Annotated in this window: 21 protein-coding genes; 11 read left to right on the forward strand and 10 right to left on the reverse strand. The window is 56.1% G+C overall.

From position 1 onward, the window contains the following. The first annotated feature begins 14 nt into the window (after nt 1-14). Nucleotides 15-437, forward strand: coding sequence for a DUF1801 domain-containing protein (locus OEU85_RS14390; protein ID WP_262692205.1), 423 nt, complete (start codon nt 15-17; stop codon nt 435-437). Nucleotides 438-516: 79 nt separating this feature from the next. Next, on the forward strand, nt 517-948 hold the full coding sequence (locus OEU85_RS14395; RefSeq protein ID WP_262692206.1) for a group III truncated hemoglobin: 432 nt from the start codon (nt 517-519) through the stop codon (nt 946-948). Here the strand turns inward: OEU85_RS14395 and OEU85_RS14400 are convergent. The 4 genes from OEU85_RS14400 to OEU85_RS14415 are packed head-to-tail and all read right to left on the reverse strand — an operon-like array spanning nt 902 to nt 3231. Further along, nucleotides 902-1621, reverse strand: coding sequence for a M48 family metallopeptidase (locus OEU85_RS14400; protein WP_262692207.1), 720 nt, complete (start codon nt 1619-1621; stop codon nt 902-904). The two genes, OEU85_RS14395 and OEU85_RS14400, sit on opposite strands and share 47 nt — an antisense overlap. Beyond that, nucleotides 1599-2186, reverse strand: a complete 588-nt coding sequence (locus OEU85_RS14405; protein WP_262692208.1) for a hypothetical protein — start codon at nt 2184-2186, stop codon at nt 1599-1601. The genes OEU85_RS14400 and OEU85_RS14405 overlap by 23 nt, the downstream gene beginning before the upstream one ends. A 23-nt stretch (nt 2187-2209) precedes the next feature. After that, a complete protein-coding gene (locus tag OEU85_RS14410) occupies nt 2210-2638 on the reverse strand; it encodes a YcgN family cysteine cluster protein (protein ID WP_262692209.1) in 429 nt (142 codons plus the stop codon). After that, nucleotides 2638-3231, reverse strand: coding sequence for an SCO family protein (locus OEU85_RS14415; RefSeq protein ID WP_262692210.1), 594 nt, complete (start codon nt 3229-3231; stop codon nt 2638-2640). The genes OEU85_RS14410 and OEU85_RS14415 overlap by 1 nt, the downstream gene beginning before the upstream one ends. A 155-nt stretch (nt 3232-3386) precedes the next feature. On the opposite strand from OEU85_RS14415, the gene OEU85_RS14420 reads away from it, so the two are divergent. From OEU85_RS14420 to OEU85_RS14435, 4 genes are read left to right on the forward strand one after another with little or no spacing between them, the layout of a single operon-like run. After that, nucleotides 3387-3956, forward strand: coding sequence for an ankyrin repeat domain-containing protein (locus tag OEU85_RS14420; RefSeq protein ID WP_262692211.1), 570 nt, complete (start codon nt 3387-3389; stop codon nt 3954-3956). Then, entirely contained in the window at nt 3937-4896 is a 960-nt protein-coding gene (locus OEU85_RS14425) for a hypothetical protein (RefSeq protein WP_262692212.1), read from the forward strand. The genes OEU85_RS14420 and OEU85_RS14425 overlap by 20 nt, the downstream gene beginning before the upstream one ends. Before the next feature lie 10 nt (nt 4897-4906). Next, nucleotides 4907-6247, forward strand: coding sequence for an ActS/PrrB/RegB family redox-sensitive histidine kinase (locus OEU85_RS14430; RefSeq protein WP_262692213.1), 1341 nt, complete (start codon nt 4907-4909; stop codon nt 6245-6247). Next, nucleotides 6244-6792, forward strand: a complete 549-nt coding sequence (locus tag OEU85_RS14435) for an ActR/PrrA/RegA family redox response regulator transcription factor (protein WP_262692214.1) — start codon at nt 6244-6246, stop codon at nt 6790-6792. Before OEU85_RS14430 ends, OEU85_RS14435 begins: the two co-directional genes overlap by 4 nt. Before the next feature lie 13 nt (nt 6793-6805). Here the strand turns inward: OEU85_RS14435 and OEU85_RS14440 are convergent, their stop codons facing one another. After that, on the reverse strand, nt 6806-8110 hold the full coding sequence (locus OEU85_RS14440; protein ID WP_262692215.1) for a hypothetical protein: 1305 nt from the start codon (nt 8108-8110) through the stop codon (nt 6806-6808). 66 nt (nt 8111-8176) lie between these two features. Then, nucleotides 8177-8857: a transglutaminase-like cysteine peptidase gene (locus tag OEU85_RS14445; RefSeq protein ID WP_262692216.1), complete on the reverse strand. Its 681-nt coding sequence runs from the start codon at nt 8855-8857 to the stop codon at nt 8177-8179. A 158-nt stretch (nt 8858-9015) separates the two neighbouring features. Between OEU85_RS14445 and OEU85_RS14450 the strand changes: the two genes are divergently transcribed. Further along, nucleotides 9016-11073: an HD-GYP domain-containing protein gene (locus tag OEU85_RS14450; RefSeq protein ID WP_262692217.1), complete on the forward strand. Its 2058-nt coding sequence runs from the start codon at nt 9016-9018 to the stop codon at nt 11071-11073. 7 nt (nt 11074-11080) lie between these two features. Here the strand turns inward: OEU85_RS14450 and OEU85_RS14455 are convergent, their stop codons facing one another. Together OEU85_RS14455 and OEU85_RS14460 are read right to left on the reverse strand one after the other, a co-directional pair. Continuing rightward, on the reverse strand, nt 11081-11545 hold the full coding sequence (locus OEU85_RS14455; protein ID WP_262692219.1) for an MmcB family DNA repair protein: 465 nt from the start codon (nt 11543-11545) through the stop codon (nt 11081-11083). 100 nt (nt 11546-11645) lie between these two features. Then, on the reverse strand, nt 11646-12044 hold the full coding sequence (locus OEU85_RS14460; protein ID WP_262692220.1) for a hypothetical protein: 399 nt from the start codon (nt 12042-12044) through the stop codon (nt 11646-11648). Nucleotides 12045-12214: 170 nt separating this feature from the next. On the opposite strand from OEU85_RS14460, the gene OEU85_RS14465 reads away from it, so the two are divergent. The 4 genes from OEU85_RS14465 (at nt 12215) to OEU85_RS14480 (ending at nt 15124) form a co-directional block, all read left to right on the forward strand. Then, nucleotides 12215-12430 carry a DUF3126 family protein gene (locus OEU85_RS14465; protein ID WP_262692221.1) on the forward strand — a complete coding sequence of 72 codons (216 nt, stop codon included), beginning with the start codon at nt 12215-12217 and terminating at the stop codon, nt 12428-12430. A gap of 23 nt (nt 12431-12453) precedes the next feature. Further along, a complete protein-coding gene (locus OEU85_RS14470; protein ID WP_262692222.1) occupies nt 12454-12672 on the forward strand; it encodes a hypothetical protein in 219 nt (72 codons plus the stop codon). 83 nt (nt 12673-12755) lie between these two features. Beyond that, nucleotides 12756-13364 (forward strand): GNAT family N-acetyltransferase, encoded by a 609-nt coding sequence (locus tag OEU85_RS14475; protein ID WP_262692223.1) that lies wholly within the window; start codon nt 12756-12758, stop codon nt 13362-13364. 92 nt (nt 13365-13456) lie between these two features. Next, on the forward strand, nt 13457-15124 hold the full coding sequence (locus OEU85_RS14480) for a glycosyltransferase family 4 protein (protein WP_262692224.1): 1668 nt from the start codon (nt 13457-13459) through the stop codon (nt 15122-15124). Here the strand turns inward: OEU85_RS14480 and OEU85_RS14485 are convergent. Continuing rightward, nucleotides 15105-15611, reverse strand: coding sequence for an ureidoglycolate lyase (locus OEU85_RS14485; protein ID WP_262693027.1), 507 nt, complete (start codon nt 15609-15611; stop codon nt 15105-15107). The two genes, OEU85_RS14480 and OEU85_RS14485, sit on opposite strands and share 20 nt — an antisense overlap. A 2-nt stretch (nt 15612-15613) precedes the next feature. Then, nucleotides 15614-16804, reverse strand: coding sequence for a urate hydroxylase PuuD (locus OEU85_RS14490; RefSeq protein ID WP_262692225.1), 1191 nt, complete (start codon nt 16802-16804; stop codon nt 15614-15616). Nucleotides 16805-16809: the final 5 nt, after the last annotated feature.

Raw genomic sequence — 16809 nt, forward strand, 5'->3', positions numbered from 1 at the left:
ATTCACACTGAAGAATGACTATAAAACCGGAAACAGTGTCAGCCATCATGCCCGCTGGTTTTTCAACTGCTGTCGACAAGTTTCTTGCTGCCCTCACACACCCACGGATGGCAGATATCAACGTTGTGCGCCAGCCCATACTTGCGGCGCACGAAGAACTTACCGAACAGGTGAAATGGAACGCCCCCAGCTTTTGTATCGATGGCGACGACCGCATCACCATGCGGCTGCAACCGAAGGCACAGGTGCAGGTGATATTGCACTGCGGGGCGAGGGCCAAAACGCGTGAGGGTTTCAGTTTTGATGACCCGGACAGGCTCGCCAGATGGATAAAGCCGGACCGAGGTGTGGTGGATTTCAGGGACCAGGAAGATATCGCAACAAAACAAAATGCCTTTGCTTGCCTTGTGCGTCGCTGGGCTATCGCAACGCGGTGAATCTCAATGCGGCATAACGCGCACCGCCTTGTGGTCCGTCAGCCGGGGTGCCATATGGAAAGATATCAAAAGAGGTCATATGCCCGCAGATAGCAAACCAACATCGCCGGACCGTGCCGTCATCCATGCTTTTGTTGTGGCGTTCTACGCACGCCTGCGGAAGCACCATGAGCTTGGACCCATCTTCGAGCACCATCTGGGCAGCGATTGGGACGCACATATGGAGCGGCTGACTGACTTCTGGATAACCATGCTGGGGGGCGGCACGCTCTACCGTGGCAACCCGTTTGAAGTACACCGGAAAATCGATGCACTGCGGGAGCATCAGTTTACCGATTGGCTGGCGTTGTTCAGTGAAGCGGCGGCAGATACGTTGCCAGATGATCAGGCAAAGCATGCCTGCGAACGGGCGAACCGCATCGCCGAAAGCCTGAAAATGGGTCTTTTTTACCGGCCTAAGGGACTCAGTCAAACCGCACCTTCATCAGGGCCTGCCCCGGACCAGTCCTGAGCCACTTGCGCTGCCGGTCAAATTCAGGGCAGCATTTCATGACATGGGCCCAGAAACGCGGGCTGTGGTTCATCTCCAGCAGATGAGCCACTTCGTGCGCGGCAACATAGTCAAGCACATCATCAGGCGCCATGATCAAGCGCCAGTTGAACTTGAGCGTACGGGCGCTGGAACAACTGCCCCACCGGCTGCGCATATCGCCAATCCCGATACGAGCATAACTGACACCCAGTGTAGCCGCGTGATGGCTGGCGCATAGGTCGAGCTGCTGCCGCGCTTCCGTTTTAAGCCAGTTGAGCAACCGTTTTGGTGCCAGATCTACCGGCCCACCCACCACAATCGTGCCGTCGCCCACGGCGACCTTGCGAGGTGCCTGGCCTGAAAACACCAGCGCGCACGGCTGCCCACGATAATGAATGGTGTAGCCATCTGTTACCTGCTCGGCTACAGGCATGGCGGCGCGTGTTTTCTCCAGCCAGCCGGTATGTTCCGCGATGAAACGACTGGCTGCCCGGATGGACGTCCGTTTCGGCAAGGTGACTTTCACATCGCCCGAGACGTCGCAGATGCGAAGGATCATGCGTTTGGCGGCCGCGCTGCGGCGAATACGCACAGGCACATTCTCGCCCGCAAGGGTTACGCTTTCCGGCTCAATCGCTTTCAGCTTCAGCACGCGCCTGCGTCCTTCTCCCACGCCAACTTTTTAACCAGCGCCATAGCTGCGGGTGCCCTACATCTTCCGCCAGATGAATATTCGCGAGCTTCGTGCCGACCATATAACCCAGATACGCGGTAATGAAATTGATCCAGATATCGTTACGATCCCCGCTGTCCCAATACTGGAACCACAAAAGCGCGGACACAAAGTTCATGATGCTGTTGATGAAAAAGTTTATGAACAGTTCGAGGGTGATACTGAAATGCCAGTTGGCGGGATCAAGCACCTTGCCGATAAAGGTAAAAACTTCTTTTAACTCGATGGCAATATAGGTGTAAAAAGCTGCGGTACCATAAAAGCCGCCGCCAAAGGTCATCCATTTTTTCAGCGCAAAGTTGGTTTCTTTCTCTTTTTTTTCCTTGCGGGTTTTCTTAAGCGCCTTCAGCTTGGCGTCCAGGTCCTTCCGATCACCAAACGGTTCCAGCTTGCCTGAATATAACATCCAGCCAATCAGCAGATACGCCGTAATCGCCACCGGAATAAAAACCTGAAAGATGGATGCCATTAAGGCACTGAACATGATTTACCCCCTTCGCCCCGCCATCAGGCTGGCCAATCGACCAAATGGTCCTCATAGTCCCCGGCCACACGTTCATCGACCGCGCGGCCTTTCACCGATTGTCCCGCTTCATGCACGCTGTCCCGGCGACCAGAAACCAGCGGATGCCACGCGTGGAGATCCTTACCCTCATATAAGAGGCGGTAAGCACAAGTTGAAGGCATCCAGGGCAATTTCTCCAGAAGGTCCGGGCTCATGACCACACAGTTGCCCACATACCGCTGACGCACCATATATTTACCGCAGGTGATATCTTTGGGGTCGAGAAAACGACACGCGATATCGGTGAAATGGATTTCGCCGGTGTCTTCATCCTCAAGTTTGTGCAGGCAGCACTTGCCGCACCCGTCGCACAGGCTTTCCCACTCCTCGCGGGTCATCTCCTCCAGCGACTTTTCCTTCCAAAATGGCATCAACGTGTCTTTTCAAGTACCGGCCGAAACGCGGACGCGATATCCTCCGGTTTGTCTTTGGCGGAAAACAGACGCACATAGTCACCATCCGGCCCCATGACAAATATAAAGGATTGGTGATCCATCAGATAGCCCTCAACGCCGTCCTGTTTGCGTTTCTTGAAATATACCCGATATTTTTTGGCAACATCCTGTATTTCTTCCAGTGTACCGGTCAGCGCCACAAGGCGTGGATGAAAATCCTGTACGTAGTCATCAAGCGCTGAAACCGTATCGCGTTCCGGGTCAATGCTGATAAAAATCGGCTGGAGTGGCGTGGTATTATAACCTTCCTTTTCCAGCTCATTCAGTCCCAGGGTCATCTTCGCCAGTTCGAGCGGACAGACATCCGGGCAAAAGCTATAGCCAAAATAGATCAGCATATACCTGCCACGAAAATCGCGATTGGAGACTTTCTCACCGGTGTTGGAGGTCAGCGTGAAATCGCCGCCGAGGCGATCCCCGGCCTCCCGACTTGTTGCGAAGCGTTGGGCTAATAGAAAAACTGCTACTGCAACGACGGCTGCCCAGGCCACTATGCGTATCACTTTCATACCACATCTCCATAAATTGATCGCACCAAAGGCCAAAAACAGGGCCTTAGGACTTGTGATCATGGGGATGTTATAGAAATATGCGGAGCATATGTCACCTTGCATGCGGCAATTTTATCATCGCATGACAAACAATTGAAAACGGAGTTCCTTAAATGTTGGCGATCAAACGCACCCTGATGCTTGTCTGTCTTACACTCGGCTTCGGCGTGGCGATCAGCCCGGCGATGGCGATTAATCCGCAGTATGATTTGCTGAAAGCGGTGGAAGACGACGACATCAACAAAGCCACGGAACTTCTGGCCAAAGGCGTCACCCCTGACACCCGTCGTCGCAGCGACCACACGCCTGCCCTGCTCATTGCCGCTGAAAAAGGCAATCTGGCCATGATGAAGCTGTTGCTTGACTATAACGCCACCCCAGACATTGCTGACCGTACACGCGGGGTAACCGCCCTGATGATGCGCTCTATTGCAGGCGATAGCACGGGCATCCAGCTTTTGCTGTCCTACAAAGCAGACCCCAACCGCGCAGATATCGCACAGGAAACACCGCTTATCAAAGCAGTGCGCAGCCGCAAAACCAAAGCCGTGCAGGTATTGCTGGACGCCGGTGCGGACCCCAACGTGCAAGATCTCACCGGCAAAACAGCGCTGGAATACGCCAAGCTCGATCGCAACCGTCGGCTCGTCAAGGCGCTGGAAGATGCGGGGGCCACTTATTAACGGGCTGGCAGCAACACCTTATCTGGGCTGGATCCTGCTGTTTGGGCTCGGGCTGCTTCTTGATCTGCTTTTCGGCGGCAAGTCCCTTCTGGGCAAGCTGCCACATGTAGACGACCTGCTGGGTGGTGTTTGCACCCCCGTTGAGCGTCGGCTAAATCGGCTAAATCGTAGTGCAGCGACCTTGCGTATGCGCGCAATCATTGTGCAAATCGTGCTCTTGCCCTTGATGTGCCTTCTGGGCGGCACGCTGAACAAACTGGGTGATATTGCCTATGTTGGTGCGCCGCTCTCTGCGTTGGTGCTGGCCAGGTCGATTGGCATCCGGTCCTGCTGGGATGAATTGAAAGCCGTCGCACAGCAGGAAGGTGCCAAACCGCATGTGATTCGCGGCGCGGCTGAGACGCTGGCAATGGTGCATGTGCGTGACTGGGTCTGCAACCTGCTGCTGTTTGCTGTGGGCGGATTCAGCCTGCTGTTGCCCTTCCGGTTTCTGGCCACCACTCTTGGCGAGCGGGAGGCAAGCGGTGCGGCCAGACCCGAATCCGTTTTTCACCGCACGTTTGTACCACTGTTCGATCTCCTTGCCTTACCCGGCGCCATCACCGCCTCATTGATCTTCTCGCTCGCGCCTGTTTTGGTGCCCGGCACCAACCTGAGCGCAGTTCGAGGCCTCATCAGTTCCAGCCTACCCGCCTTTCGGGGCATTTTGTCGCGGTTCATACCGCTTTCAACTGTGGCATATGCATTGAACTTCTCATTCGCGTTTGATCGAAAGGGAAGCGGTGGTGGTTGGATAGGCCCCGAAGCTGGACGCGCGCAACTGGTTGCCGGAGATCTCAGGACGACCACCTTGTACATACTAGCTGCCGGCAGCCTGACACTGCTGGCTATGCTGATGGCAAGCGCGGGTCTATTACTTGTGCAGACCGGCAAACTCTGAGGGCAGGACAATGCCACACAGTGACAGGGAAACCGACGAACTCATCCTTGTTGACCTCGAGACGCCCCATGGCGGCGGGGTCCGCCTGGGTACGCTCGTGCTTATTCGCTGGATGGCGGTTGCCGGCCAATTGCTGGCCATGGTCGTGGTCGGCTGGGGCCTGGGTTTTGATCTGCACGTCCACCTGACAGTTCCTATCGTGCTCATGTCCGCGCTATTGAACCTGTGGTTTTCGTTTCGCGCCGATACCAATACGCGGCTGGACGAAAAACAATCGGCAGCGCACCTTGCCTTCGACCTCGTCCATCTGTCGCTTCTGCTCTTTGTCACTGGTGGCCTTGCCAACCCGTTTGTCCTGTTGATGCTGGCACCCACAAGCGTGTCGGCCTCCATCCTTGGGCAACGCAGTACCAAATTCCTGATCGCCATTTCGCTTATTCTCGTGACGGCGCTCGCCTTCACCCCCTTTTCATTGCCATGGAAAGGGGCGCCACCACACCTGCCGCCGGTGCTGCTGGCGGGTATCTGGGTGGCATTATGCTTCACCCTCGTTTTCCTTGCGCTCTATATGGCGCGAGTGGGCCGTGAAGGCCGGCACCGGGCACGCGCATTGGCGGCCACCCAAGCCGCGCTGGAACAGGAGCAAAGGCTCGCAGCGTTGGGCACGCTCGCTGCCGCCGCTGCGCACGAACTGGGCACGCCGCTTGGCACCATTTTGCTCGCCGCAAGGGAACTGCTAGACACCTGGCAGGGAGATGACGTCACCCGCACGGACCTTGAGCTTATAGTGGCGGAGACCAGCCGCTGCCGCGATATCCTCGCACAGCTGCGCGAACACCGGAAAGCCGGGTCCGCAAGCCACTTTACAGAAACTGAACTTGAAGCTTTGCTGCGCGAGGCGGCGGCTCCGCACGAAGAACGCGGCGTCAGGATTGACTATGTCGCAGCAGGCGTTGACCATCTTCGCGTGAAAAGAACGCCGGAGTTCATTCACGCCGTTCGCAACATCATTGAAAACGCCGTCGGCTACGCTGACAGCAAGGTGCAGGTGAGCGCGGGCTGGGACAGTGACACGGTTTCGGTTACCATTGTCGACGACGGGCCGGGCTTTGACCCCCAAATCATCCGGCGCCTTGGCGAACCCTATGTGACGACCAGGCACCCGACCCCAGGCCGCGATGGTGGCCTTGGACTGGGCCTTTTTATTGCCAAAACCCTACTTGAGCGCACTGGCGCATCGGTCGAGTTTGGCACTGGAGCGACAGGCGGGGCGGAAATATTGATCGAGTGGCCCCGCGCCGCCCTTGAAAACAAAAACACAATAGTCCCATCAGCAAAGGATGGATCATGACAGATACCGCTGCAAAAACTTTGGAAAAAACCCTTCTGATTGTCGAGGACGACAAGTCGTTTCGCAACAGGTTAACCCTGTCGATGGAGCGCCGTGGCTTTACGGTATTCGCGGCGGAAGGCATCGAAGAAGGCGCGCTTCTCGCCGCCCACAACAAACCGCGCTACGCTGTCCTTGATATGAAACTTCAGGACGGCAACGGCCTAGACCTCGTGCCCTCCCTCAGGCAGATGCGCGCCGATATGCGCATCATTATCCTCACCGGTTACGGCAACCTTGCAAGCGCTGTCGCCGCCGTGAAGGCAGGTGCCGTGGACTTTCTGGCCAAACCCGCGGACCCTGATCAGATTGCAGCCGCGCTGCTGACCCCCGAAGGCCAGATGCCGCCATTGCCTGACAACCCCATGTCCGCCGACCGGGTAAAATGGGAACATATCCAGCGTGTTTACGAAATGTGTGACCGCAACGTATCAGAAACCGCGCGCAGATTGAACATGCACAGGCGAACGTTGCAGCGCATTCTCGCCAAACGCTCCCCGCAATAATTGGTATCAGCGATCAGGCCTCGACCATGGGGTCGACGGCATGGCCCTGGAACAGGGTAATGCCAAGCAGGTGACCAAGGTCGATATCCGTCGTCTCTTCACAGCCGTCGAGAATAACCCGCGCCTTGCCTATCCGTTCGATCTTGTTCTGGATGGCGGTTTCGGTTTTGCTGTTCAACCAGTCCGCATTGGTGCCAACAGGTTTGAGAATTTTCACAAACGCTGCCTGCATTGGCTCCACGTCAAGCGCAAGAAAGGCAAGCGGGTGCAAATCGCCTACCGATATTCGGTACCCGAGCGCGAGCACATGGCGACTGGCTTCCTGATAATCAACGGGGTTGGACATGATGTCCACCGCGCCAAATTCCAGTACAATCTTGGACCGCGGGTGTTTGCCCAGCGATTTTTCAAAAGCATCAAAAGCCCCTGAAAGGACCGAGGCGCTTGTTACCTTAATACTGGACGCCAGCGAAATCTCGTTCCCCATTGCCGGGGTTGAGGCTAAAATCTGCCGGCCGAGGTGATCATCAAGATAGCCACAAAGCCAACGGTTTTCTGACAAAACACGGCTTGTCAGCAAAGTCTGATAAACAAGCGGCCGAGGCACAAATTTATGCTCGAGCACCGGCATCGGCGGGGCACTGCCCAATATGGCTTTCACAAACTGTTTGCGTAAGAGGCCCGCTACATCCGCACCCTGTAGGGCTTTGGTCAATGTCAGCAACAAATCCGGGTCCAGATGCGTGTCGCTTTTTTCCTTGGGCATCGGTGTAACCGGCATCATCCGCACATGGCTGGACCGGCGAACAGTCACTGGAATATCCTGCTGTGAGGGTCGCTTCAAACGGCCTTTGCGAGGCGCCTCCAGCGCCTGGCTTTCCGCTTCCTGCGCTGATTCGCCAAGCTGCAGCAAAGCCGACAACTGCTCGACATAGTCTTTGAAGTCATCATAAGAGTCTTCGATATCAAACCAGACCACAAATTCATCACTGCTCCCCTGAACCGGATCAAGCGAAGCAATCAGCGCCGAATCGCGCAATTTGCGGCGAATCGCATTAAGAGCGGGGTCAATATCATCGACACGGGCATCCTTGGTAATCAGCACAAGGTCGGTATTCGGCAATGCAAACATCGTCGCGCCGAATCGCGTAATGACATTGCGCAGCGCCGAAGCCGCAAACAAGCGATAATGTTCTTCCCTGAAGTGCCGCTCAAGCGCGGACAGCCGAATATGAACCGCCCGGCGCCCTTCCGTGTGGCGCCGCAGTTGCTTCACATAATCGACCATACGGTCAAGTGCGGTAACGTCTTTACTCACGTGATTTTTTCCAGCCCATCATTCCCCTGCCACTAGCGTGCGCATCTTATAGGGGAATTTGTTAATTTAACCTGAAAACTTCCTGACCCGGTGCAGCCACCACGCGGATTCGTTTATTGAGTATACCGGCCTGTAGTGCAGAATCTGACTGTCTGGCAAGACCGCATCAATCTGATTGTCCAGAATGAATGTGTCGTCACCAAGGGTTACAGCCAAAACGGCGTGGGCAACATTCAGGTTTTCATCCTGAAGGATCACGAGTCGCATGGAATCCGGATCGAAACCGAGGCGCTTCAAGGTGATGTATTTACTGATGGCATAGTCTTCGCAGTCACCGTCCTTGAGGAAAAATTCGTCTGGCGTGGCCCAATAGTCTGGAATGCCCCAGTTGACCGGGTCCACGATATAGGCAGCCTTGTTCATATAGGCGTTCACCTTATCGAGCAGGATACGCTTTTGCGTATCCGTGTTGGCTGCGATAAAGTCATCCCATGCTTCCCGGCTACACTGGATGCGTCCCAAACCACGGCATCGGTCTTGCGCCGTGCGCTTCACCTCGGACGGCGGGTTGCGCGGCAAGTTATAACGCCGCCACATTTCGGTCCACTTACCGAACTTTGTCATGTTGGTGGACCGGATTTCCATGCTGCCGAACAGCCCCCGGCTGATCTGTGCCTGCACGTCGCCCAAGGAGGGCAGCAGTACAAAAGACGCCAAAATCAAAATAAGGCAAGTTAGGCGACGCATAAATTCCCGCACCGAAAAATGATTGAGCCCGCAGGCAGAGCCGTTAACATAATGGGATGATTTTCATGTTCCAAGTAACTTCCGTCAAAGCTCGATGTTCCCAGGGGCGGACACATGGGCTAAAAGAGATGGAAAGCCGTTGAAACAGGGGGCCATATATGGCGGGCGACAAGGGTAACAATAATTCCATCTTACTGGCAGGCATCGTCATTATCGGTGTTGCAATTTTGGGCTTTCTTGCGATTCTCAAATTTGCGGAATCGGAAGCCGAGCAAAACATGGCCCGCTGGGAGGATCGGCTTAACCTTGTTGCCGACAGCCGCGCAACCGAAGTTTCCGCTTGGCTTAACCGCTACCTTTCCAGCGTGGAAGAACTGGCGGGAGACGCAACTATTCAGCTATACGCAGGCGGCAGCATGGATGATATGCCCGAAGCGGCGGAAGGCCAGCGTGGTTACGTCTTTGCCCTGCTTTCGGCCGCAGCTGAGCGGGAGGGTTTTCACGAAAAAACGGCAATCGACCAACTGGCTGCCAATGTCAAACGACCACAACGCGCCGGGCTCGCTATTCTGCGCAGCGACGGTAGTGCGCTCGTCGCGACAAGCGGCATGCCTGTGCTGCGCCCCGGGGAGTGGCCAGCCATGTCCCGGCGCTCTTTTATTGCCATTGGTCCCCAGCTTGAAGACAAGACGCCCCTGGTGATTTTCGGGGCGCCTGTTATGGCAGATGAAGGCCTCTCAGGCGATAATGACAACGTGAACTGGGTCATTGGCGCCCGACCGCTTGATGGCGATTTCCTGAAAACGCTCGACCAACCGGGCGCGGCCAGCAAGACCGCAGAAACCTACATCGTCACACGCGGTGAAGGGGAACTGGTGACACCGCTGACGCCGCTGGCTGAAGGGGGCCGCGTTGGTGAGCCCCGCGTCGACCAGGCTGCCTCGTTTGCTGCTGGCAGGCCCGGGGCATTTGACATCCATGACAATTATGCCGGGACAAAGGTGCTGGTCACCGGACGTGAACTGTCTGCTCCCGTGCCATGGGTGCTGGTGCGCACCATCAGCGGCGCTGAGGCACTCGCCGAGATCAATGAACGGCGCAACAGCCTGATCATCACCTTGTCACTGGCCGCGCTGTTCGTGCTTGCGGGCCTTGTGCTCGCGTGGCGTCATGGCGTATCGCGCCGGCTTGAGGCCAGCTACAGGGAACAAGCCGCACTTTCAGCACAAAACGAGGGACTAAGCCGTTTTCTGCAATCTGTCAGTGATAGCCAGCCCACGGCGATCGCAGCGCTTGACGATGACCTGACGGTAAGGTTCGCGAACCGCAAGCTTGGAGAAGTTATTGATCTGCCCGTCACCGACCTGACAGACCGCAGGCTGGATACAGCATTCACCAGCGAGATCGCAGAAAAACTGCGCGCCGGTGTCAAGGGTGCGGCAAATGGCACGTCAACAGAGTTGCAACTGCGCTTACCCATCGCTGGTACAGATCGCATTTACCAGACCCAGCTTCTACCTCTTGATGCCGCCGGAGATAAACACGCCAACACCTTGCTGGTTATGCAGGATATCTCCTCGCTGGTGGCGGCCAAGGAGCAATCTGAGACCCTTTTCAAACAGCTCGTTAGCACGTTGACACAGATCATCGATGCCCGGGACCCATGGAGCAAACACCATTCGGAGCGGGTTGCGGACGTGGCCTCGACGATTGCGCTTGAGAGGGGCTGGGAAACGGAAGGCGCTGAGAGCGTGCGCATTGCAGGTCAGCTTGTGAATCTGGGCAAGATATTTGTGCCGACCGAGATTCTGACAAAACAAAGCGCACTCACGGATGAGGAGTTTGCGCTGGTACGGGACAGCATGCAAAAAGGGGCAAGCCTTGTCGCCGGGCTCGATTTCAAGGGGCCTGTTGCTGCGACGCTTGGCCAGATGCGGGAGAACTGGGACGGAAGCGGCGAACCTGACGGCAAAAAAGGCGATGAGATCGAACCGGGCGCACGCATCCTGTCTGTCGCCAATGCCTTTGTCGGCATGGTCTCCGCCCGGGCGCACCGGCCGGGGCTTGGGTTTGACAAGGCACTGGATATCCTCAACGGCGACGCCGGGAAAAAATATGAACGCCGCACCGTAGCCGCGTTGCAGAATATCCTTGAGAATAAGGGTGGGCGCGAACGCTGGTATGGCTACACCGAGGTTGTCAAAGAAGGTAACTGATTAATGATTAAAGAAGGCTTGTAATCCGGGGCGCCCCCGCAAGCGGCCTGACCGCATCAGAGAGGCGCATTGCGCCGAGTCGCGCCATCTTCAGAATCAACGTTTTCCGTCGCGCCGCATTCACTGGCCGGGCGGACGCAGGTCGTATAATTTCGGCACCATAAGCATCCGCAAGCATAACACCGGTTGCTTCAGGCAAACTCGTGGCCTCTTCCAACACCTCACGCGGGAAAGCGGCATCAACGGCAAAATAAAATTCCTCGCAATAGTCGAGATATTCCTGCCATTTGCCGTCGCAGCGAAAATCGGCAAGACACGATTTCACCTCAACAATGATGGTGCGCCCACGGCGATCAAGCGCGACGATGTCCGCACGGCGTCTGTTGGTAAGGGAAACTTCCGTCATTGGCGCATAGCCAAGGTCAAGCAAAAAGCGCATGGCGCCCCGCGTCACAAGATCAGTGCTGGTCACGCTATCCTCCCCCGAATTTCGAATCGGGAGAAATGATTGCAAAGCAATGCCTGTTTCGCAACAATCAAGAACAAAAAGTGAACAAATGAGCCGGGGCCACCTAGCTCTCTTCAGCGATAATCTCGTTCAGGCGCTTTTCGAGCGCGCTGCCTTTTTCACCGCCATCCCCCATGATTTTATTCGCAAGCACAACCTCGAAAATACGCACATGCGCATCAAGCGCACGTGGACTGAGATGCCCTTCGGTATGCTTGATATAGCGGCAAAGCGATGTGCCCACCGTGGTCATCAGGTCAAAATTGAAGCTGGTGCCCATGCCTTTGATATTATGGCCAAGATCATACATGCGGTCTGCGGAGTCCGACTTGCCGTCTTCGCTGCCGTCAAGGGAATCCACAAGGCCGCGCAGTTCCTGCACAGCCTCCCCTGTCCAGGTCAGGAACTGTTCTACCAGTTCTTCATCTTCTGCGTACGAATAGTCGTCTTGATCGCTCGTCATAAATCTTCTTCTATGTGCAGTGTATTCCGCATTGTTAATAATTATATCAGATTAACAAGCCTTTAAGGCCAAAATTCCTGCCATGCGTGGTTCGAAGTCCGGTTTTGCTTGCATTGCGCCGCTTGCCTTCGATAAACCATGGCAAACACCAGATTCGCAAGGAGCAAGCAGTGACCCCGAATGAGATTGCCCGGCTACAGGCCTACCTGCAGGCCAAATTCAACAACAACATGCTAAAGCTGGTTCGCCGGCCGAAGGCGCCGGATTCCGTGGAAGTCGTTCTGGGTGAGGAGTTTCTGGGCGTTGTTTACCGGGACGAGGACGAAGGCGAAGTATCCTACGCCATGTCTATCTGTGTTCTTGAGGAAGACCTGCCGCAGATCTGATCACCGCCCGATGGAGGGGAAATATGTTGTACCTTATTGCGCTGCTGCTTCCACCGCTTGCGCTGCTGCTGTGCGGCAAGCCCTTTCAGTTCATTTTGGCTACTGCCATCTGGATTCTGGCGTGGGTGCTTGCCCTCTTTGGCGCCGGTTTCATCATGTGGGTAATCCTCGCCGTGTGGGCCATCATGGTTGTGCGTGACCGCAATACCCGGAAATTGATCGAAGATACCCGTCGGGGCTGACATCGCCACGGCCTTGCCACTTGAGCCGGTCCGTGATTGGTGGCACACTTAAATATGAAATAATTTCATATTCAGGGCAGGCCATGGCCAACGTCAGAAAGTTGCACAACCATGAAAGCGACCTTATCGGCCGCATCATCGCCGACGGCTTTGCTGACGATGCGGTAAACCTGTGGGCGTTCAACGGCGGCGGTGCAATGCAGCCCGCCTTCACCACCATGGCGAAACATCTGTTTCTTCCCAAGGGCTTCGGACATTGCACGGAGGACGGGCTGGCAGGTACCCTCTGGTTGCCGCCTGGTACCACTAAAACCTACGGAACAGGCAACCTGTCGCTGGTTTATTCCATCTTGCGATACGGGGGCCTTACCGGCATTCGGCATTCGCTGGCGATCGACTGTTTCATGACCACAAACCGCAAAGGCCGCCCCCCTCACTATTATCTGTTTGCCATCGCCGTAACCCCACGCCTGCAGGGCAAAGGGATAGGCGGTGTACTCATGCGCGAAGCCTTGCGCGAAGTCGACAGAAGCGGCCTGCCAGCCTATCTCGAGAACTCAAAGCGGGAGAACATCGCCTTTTACCAGAACCATGGCTTTGAAGTGGAGCGCGAGGTTACGCCAGCGCCCGGCTGCCCGCCCATGTGGTTGATGTGGCGCCCCGCACGCGGCTCAGAGCCTGCCAGCGTATAAAATTATACTCCCGCCTTGCCAAAGCATACCGGTTGGTTAAACACTGCGCCCTATTGTGACCGCCTGAGTTTTGACCAACGGGAAATGACTTTATGAGCACCATGCCCAACGCTGCAATCTATTTCGAACCAGACGGATATGTCGTCACCGGCGATAAAATCATGGGCCGGCAGGCCGCTGGCAACAGCTTCCTGCGCGCGGCAGTGGCCCAGGCCGGCGATGCCCCACTATGGTGCCTGACAGCCAGTGAACGCGCGGCACAGGCCTTTAACACGCTTGCCAGGTCTATTGATGCAGGGGTGAAGACCGCATGGTGCCCCACGCTGAAAATAGGTAAGCTAAGGGATGTAGGTACCCTGTATCTTCCCGGCCCCAACCTGGACCACTATGCCAGCCAGCGCTTGCGCGTGGGTATTGATGCCTTCAGCATCTGCGGCATCACACACACCACAGCCAGCCACGGTGCGATGGATGCTGTTGCATCATTGCTGACGGCGCCGGTCATGCCGTGGGATGCGCTTATCTGTACTTCAAATGCCGCCAAAGGCACAGTCAACACCGTGATGACTGAGCAAATGGAGCTACTGCGCTGGAGGTTCGGCCACGACGTAAAACTCGACCTGCCGCGTCTACCTGTAATTCCCCTTGGCATCCAGTGTGAAGATTTTAACTTCACTGCCGAAGACCGCGCCAAGGCCCGCGCCGAGTTGCAAATTGGCGAGGACGACATTGTTGTCCTCTTTGTCGGGCGCCTCTCCTATCACGCAAAGGCCCATCCCCACGCCATGATGCTGGCGCTGGAAGAGGTTGCCCAAAAAACAGGGCGCAACATTGTCCTTGTTCAATGTGGCTGGTTTGCCAACAAAGAAATTGGCCAGGCTTTCCAGACCGCCGCGAGGAAGGTGTGCCCCAGCGTAAGATGCCTCTTCACGGACGGTAAAAACCCGAAATCACGCAACGCCAGCTGGGCCGCTGCCGATATATTTGCTTCGCTCTCCGACAATTTTCAGGAAACGTTCGGTATCACCCCCATTGAGGCCATGGCGGCGGGGTTGCCTGTCGTGGTCAGTGATTGGGACGGTTACAAGGACACCGTACCGGACGGACAGGTTGGCTTCCGTATACCGACCTGGACCCTCGAAAATGACAATGTGCACCATTTTGCCGCGCGCTATGAAGCTGGCACCGATAGTTATGACCGCTACTGCGGCTATACCTGCCAGACGGTCGCGGTAGACCCGTCCGCCCTCACGGACCGCCTAACCGCCCTCGTTGAACAACCCGGGCTTCGACAAAAACTGGGTGAAGCCGGGAAGAAACGTGCACAAGCAACATATGACTGGGCGGTGGTCTACAAGCAGTATCAAGCGCTGTGGGCAGAACTTGCCAGCATCCGTGCGGCAGGCGCTCAAAGTGATCAGGTGCGCACCGCGCCGAAAGCCGCCCCCACGCGCATGGACCCCTATAAAGCCTTCGCGAGTTATCCCAGCCATGCCGTTGACAGCAGTACACGTCTGACCCTGTTGGCCAGCGACCCGGGGGACGCCTACGCCCGCTATCTCGCACTCGACACCTTCAGCTACGCCAAAGCCATTCTGCCCAGCGCTACATTTGCGGAAAGAGCCCTCCATGTGATTGGTGATTCGGTCGATATTGATGTTGCTACCTTTGCGCGGGTCATGGGCATACCCGCAGCTGACACAGCGATGATCGCATCAATGTTAGCCAAAATGGGGCTGATCAGGCTGTCGAGAGGGTGAGCACAACCTGCTCATCCGCACTCAAGTGATGTTCGATGCAGTTGTGGTCATCCGCGATACGGTCAATCACCAGAAAATCGCTCACCTCGCCGAGCGCGAGGCTGAAGTGGTGCCACGTACCGGCGTAATAGTTTATGCCCTGTCCGGGCTCCGCCCTGAAGGCACGCAGCTTGCCCGCGTCAAAGTCACCTTTTTCTGCGACCACCACTAAATAGGGGCTGGCAGATAACGGCACAAATGCCTGCGAGGACTTCGGATGATATTCCATCATCTTTACCGTGATCGGCAACGGCAAGGGTGTCGAGCGAAAGATGCTGACCCCTGCCTGGCCACCGCCGCTGGTCAGCTCAAGCTTCGCGAGGTCGTGGAAACGTATGGTGTTGCCATAGTTGATGGGTATCTGCTGCGCAGTGGTCGACGCCTCAATCACATCACCGTATGGCGCGAATGCCGCCGCTGTCAGTGGCTCGATATCAAGGACGCGCATGCTCACCGCTTGGCTCCGTCCCCAATCCACTTGCCGATCAGGGCACGCTCCTCGTCGGTCATGCCCGTCTCGTTGCCAAGCGGCATAATGTCCGCTTTAACCGTCTGCTCCATGATCCGCCGGGCGTGCTGCTGGATCAGTTCCGGCTTGTCCAGCATCACACCACCCGGGGCTTCGTCAAAGCTGTCATGTGTTGGCGTAGCGGCATGGCATGAGGTGCAATGTTTGCCAATGATGGCCTGAACTTGAGAAAATGACGCTGCCACTTGTGCAAACCGGGCGCGGGAGGCTTTCTCCGCATCGGCGGCGAACATAGCAATCAGGATAAACAAGGCGACCGCTGCAAACACAAGGCCAGGGCTGTTTTTTCCCTTATGACGCAGGTTGAAGAAATGCCGCACCATCACCCCTACAAGCCCGATGCCCGCAAGGATGAGCCAGCTGTAGGGGTTTGAGAACGTCATCGGATAGTGGTTGGAGATCATCAGAAAGAGGACCGGCAGGGTCATGTAATTATTGTGCAAGCTGCGCTGCTTGCCGATCTGACCCAGACGCGGGTCTGGCGCCTCGCCCGCGGTCAGCGCCGCGACAACCTTTTTCTGGTTCGGGATAATGACCATGAATACATTGGCCGCCATCGCAGTGCCTGCGATCGCCCCTACATGGATGAAGGCCGCCCGGTCGGAGAAAATATGCGTCAGCACATAAGCTGCCGCTGTCAGGCTGAGGAACCAGATGATACCCGTTAGCTTATTGTTTTTGCCCAAAGGCGAACGGCAAAGGCCGTCATAAAAAACCCAGCCCCCCGCGATGAAGGCAAGGCTGATACCAATCGCCTGCGCTTGTGTGAGATTCGCCTTGGATTTATCGATCAGGAACAGGTCCGCACCCAGATAATAGATAACCGCAAGCAGGGCAAAACCGCTCATCCACGTGAAGTAGGCTTCCCATTTGAACCAGTGCAGGTTTTCCGGCATCTGTTCAGGCGCGACGGCGTATTTCTGCTTGTGGTAAAAGCCACCACCATGCACCGACCACAGCTCGCCCGACATGCCTTTCTTTTTTTCCTTTGGCTGTTCAAGATGGTTATCAAGCCAGACAAAATAGAAACTGGAGCCGATCCACGCGATGCCAGTGATGAAATGCAGCCAACGGATCGCAAGGTTCAGCCAAGGTGTAATATCAAATTCCATGGGGT

The sequence above is a fragment of the Kordiimonas aestuarii genome, from assembly GCF_025574465.1.
Lineage (GTDB): Bacteria > Pseudomonadota > Alphaproteobacteria > Sphingomonadales > Kordiimonadaceae > Kordiimonas > Kordiimonas aestuarii.

Bases quoted from the DNA above. Each gene is read 5' to 3' on its own strand.
- OEU85_RS14390 (WP_262692205.1), top strand. From the start codon at position 15: ATGACTATAAAACCGGAAACAGTGTCAGCCATCATGCCCGCTGGTTTT.
- OEU85_RS14395 (WP_262692206.1), top strand. From the start codon at position 517: ATGCCCGCAGATAGCAAACCAACATCGCCGGACCGTGCCGTCATCCAT.
- OEU85_RS14405 (WP_262692208.1), bottom strand. From the start codon at position 2,186: ATGTTCAGTGCCTTAATGGCATCCATCTTTCAGGTTTTTATTCCGGTG.
- OEU85_RS14410 (WP_262692209.1), bottom strand. From the start codon at position 2,638: ATGCCATTTTGGAAGGAAAAGTCGCTGGAGGAGATGACCCGCGAGGAG.
- OEU85_RS14415 (WP_262692210.1), bottom strand. From the start codon at position 3,231: ATGAAAGTGATACGCATAGTGGCCTGGGCAGCCGTCGTTGCAGTAGCA.
- OEU85_RS14420 (WP_262692211.1), top strand. From the start codon at position 3,387: ATGTTGGCGATCAAACGCACCCTGATGCTTGTCTGTCTTACACTCGGC.
- OEU85_RS14425 (WP_262692212.1), top strand. From the start codon at position 3,937: ATGCGGGGGCCACTTATTAACGGGCTGGCAGCAACACCTTATCTGGGC.
- OEU85_RS14430 (WP_262692213.1), top strand. From the start codon at position 4,907: ATGCCACACAGTGACAGGGAAACCGACGAACTCATCCTTGTTGACCTC.
- OEU85_RS14435 (WP_262692214.1), top strand. From the start codon at position 6,244: ATGACAGATACCGCTGCAAAAACTTTGGAAAAAACCCTTCTGATTGTC.
- OEU85_RS14445 (WP_262692216.1), bottom strand. From the start codon at position 8,857: ATGCGTCGCCTAACTTGCCTTATTTTGATTTTGGCGTCTTTTGTACTG.
- OEU85_RS14450 (WP_262692217.1), top strand. From the start codon at position 9,016: ATGGCGGGCGACAAGGGTAACAATAATTCCATCTTACTGGCAGGCATC.
- OEU85_RS14460 (WP_262692220.1), bottom strand. From the start codon at position 12,044: ATGACGAGCGATCAAGACGACTATTCGTACGCAGAAGATGAAGAACTG.
- OEU85_RS14470 (WP_262692222.1), top strand. From the start codon at position 12,454: ATGTTGTACCTTATTGCGCTGCTGCTTCCACCGCTTGCGCTGCTGCTG.
- OEU85_RS14475 (WP_262692223.1), top strand. From the start codon at position 12,756: ATGGCCAACGTCAGAAAGTTGCACAACCATGAAAGCGACCTTATCGGC.
- OEU85_RS14480 (WP_262692224.1), top strand. From the start codon at position 13,457: ATGAGCACCATGCCCAACGCTGCAATCTATTTCGAACCAGACGGATAT.
- OEU85_RS14485 (WP_262693027.1), bottom strand. From the start codon at position 15,611: ATGCGCGTCCTTGATATCGAGCCACTGACAGCGGCGGCATTCGCGCCA.
- OEU85_RS14490 (WP_262692225.1), bottom strand. From the start codon at position 16,804: ATGGAATTTGATATTACACCTTGGCTGAACCTTGCGATCCGTTGGCTG.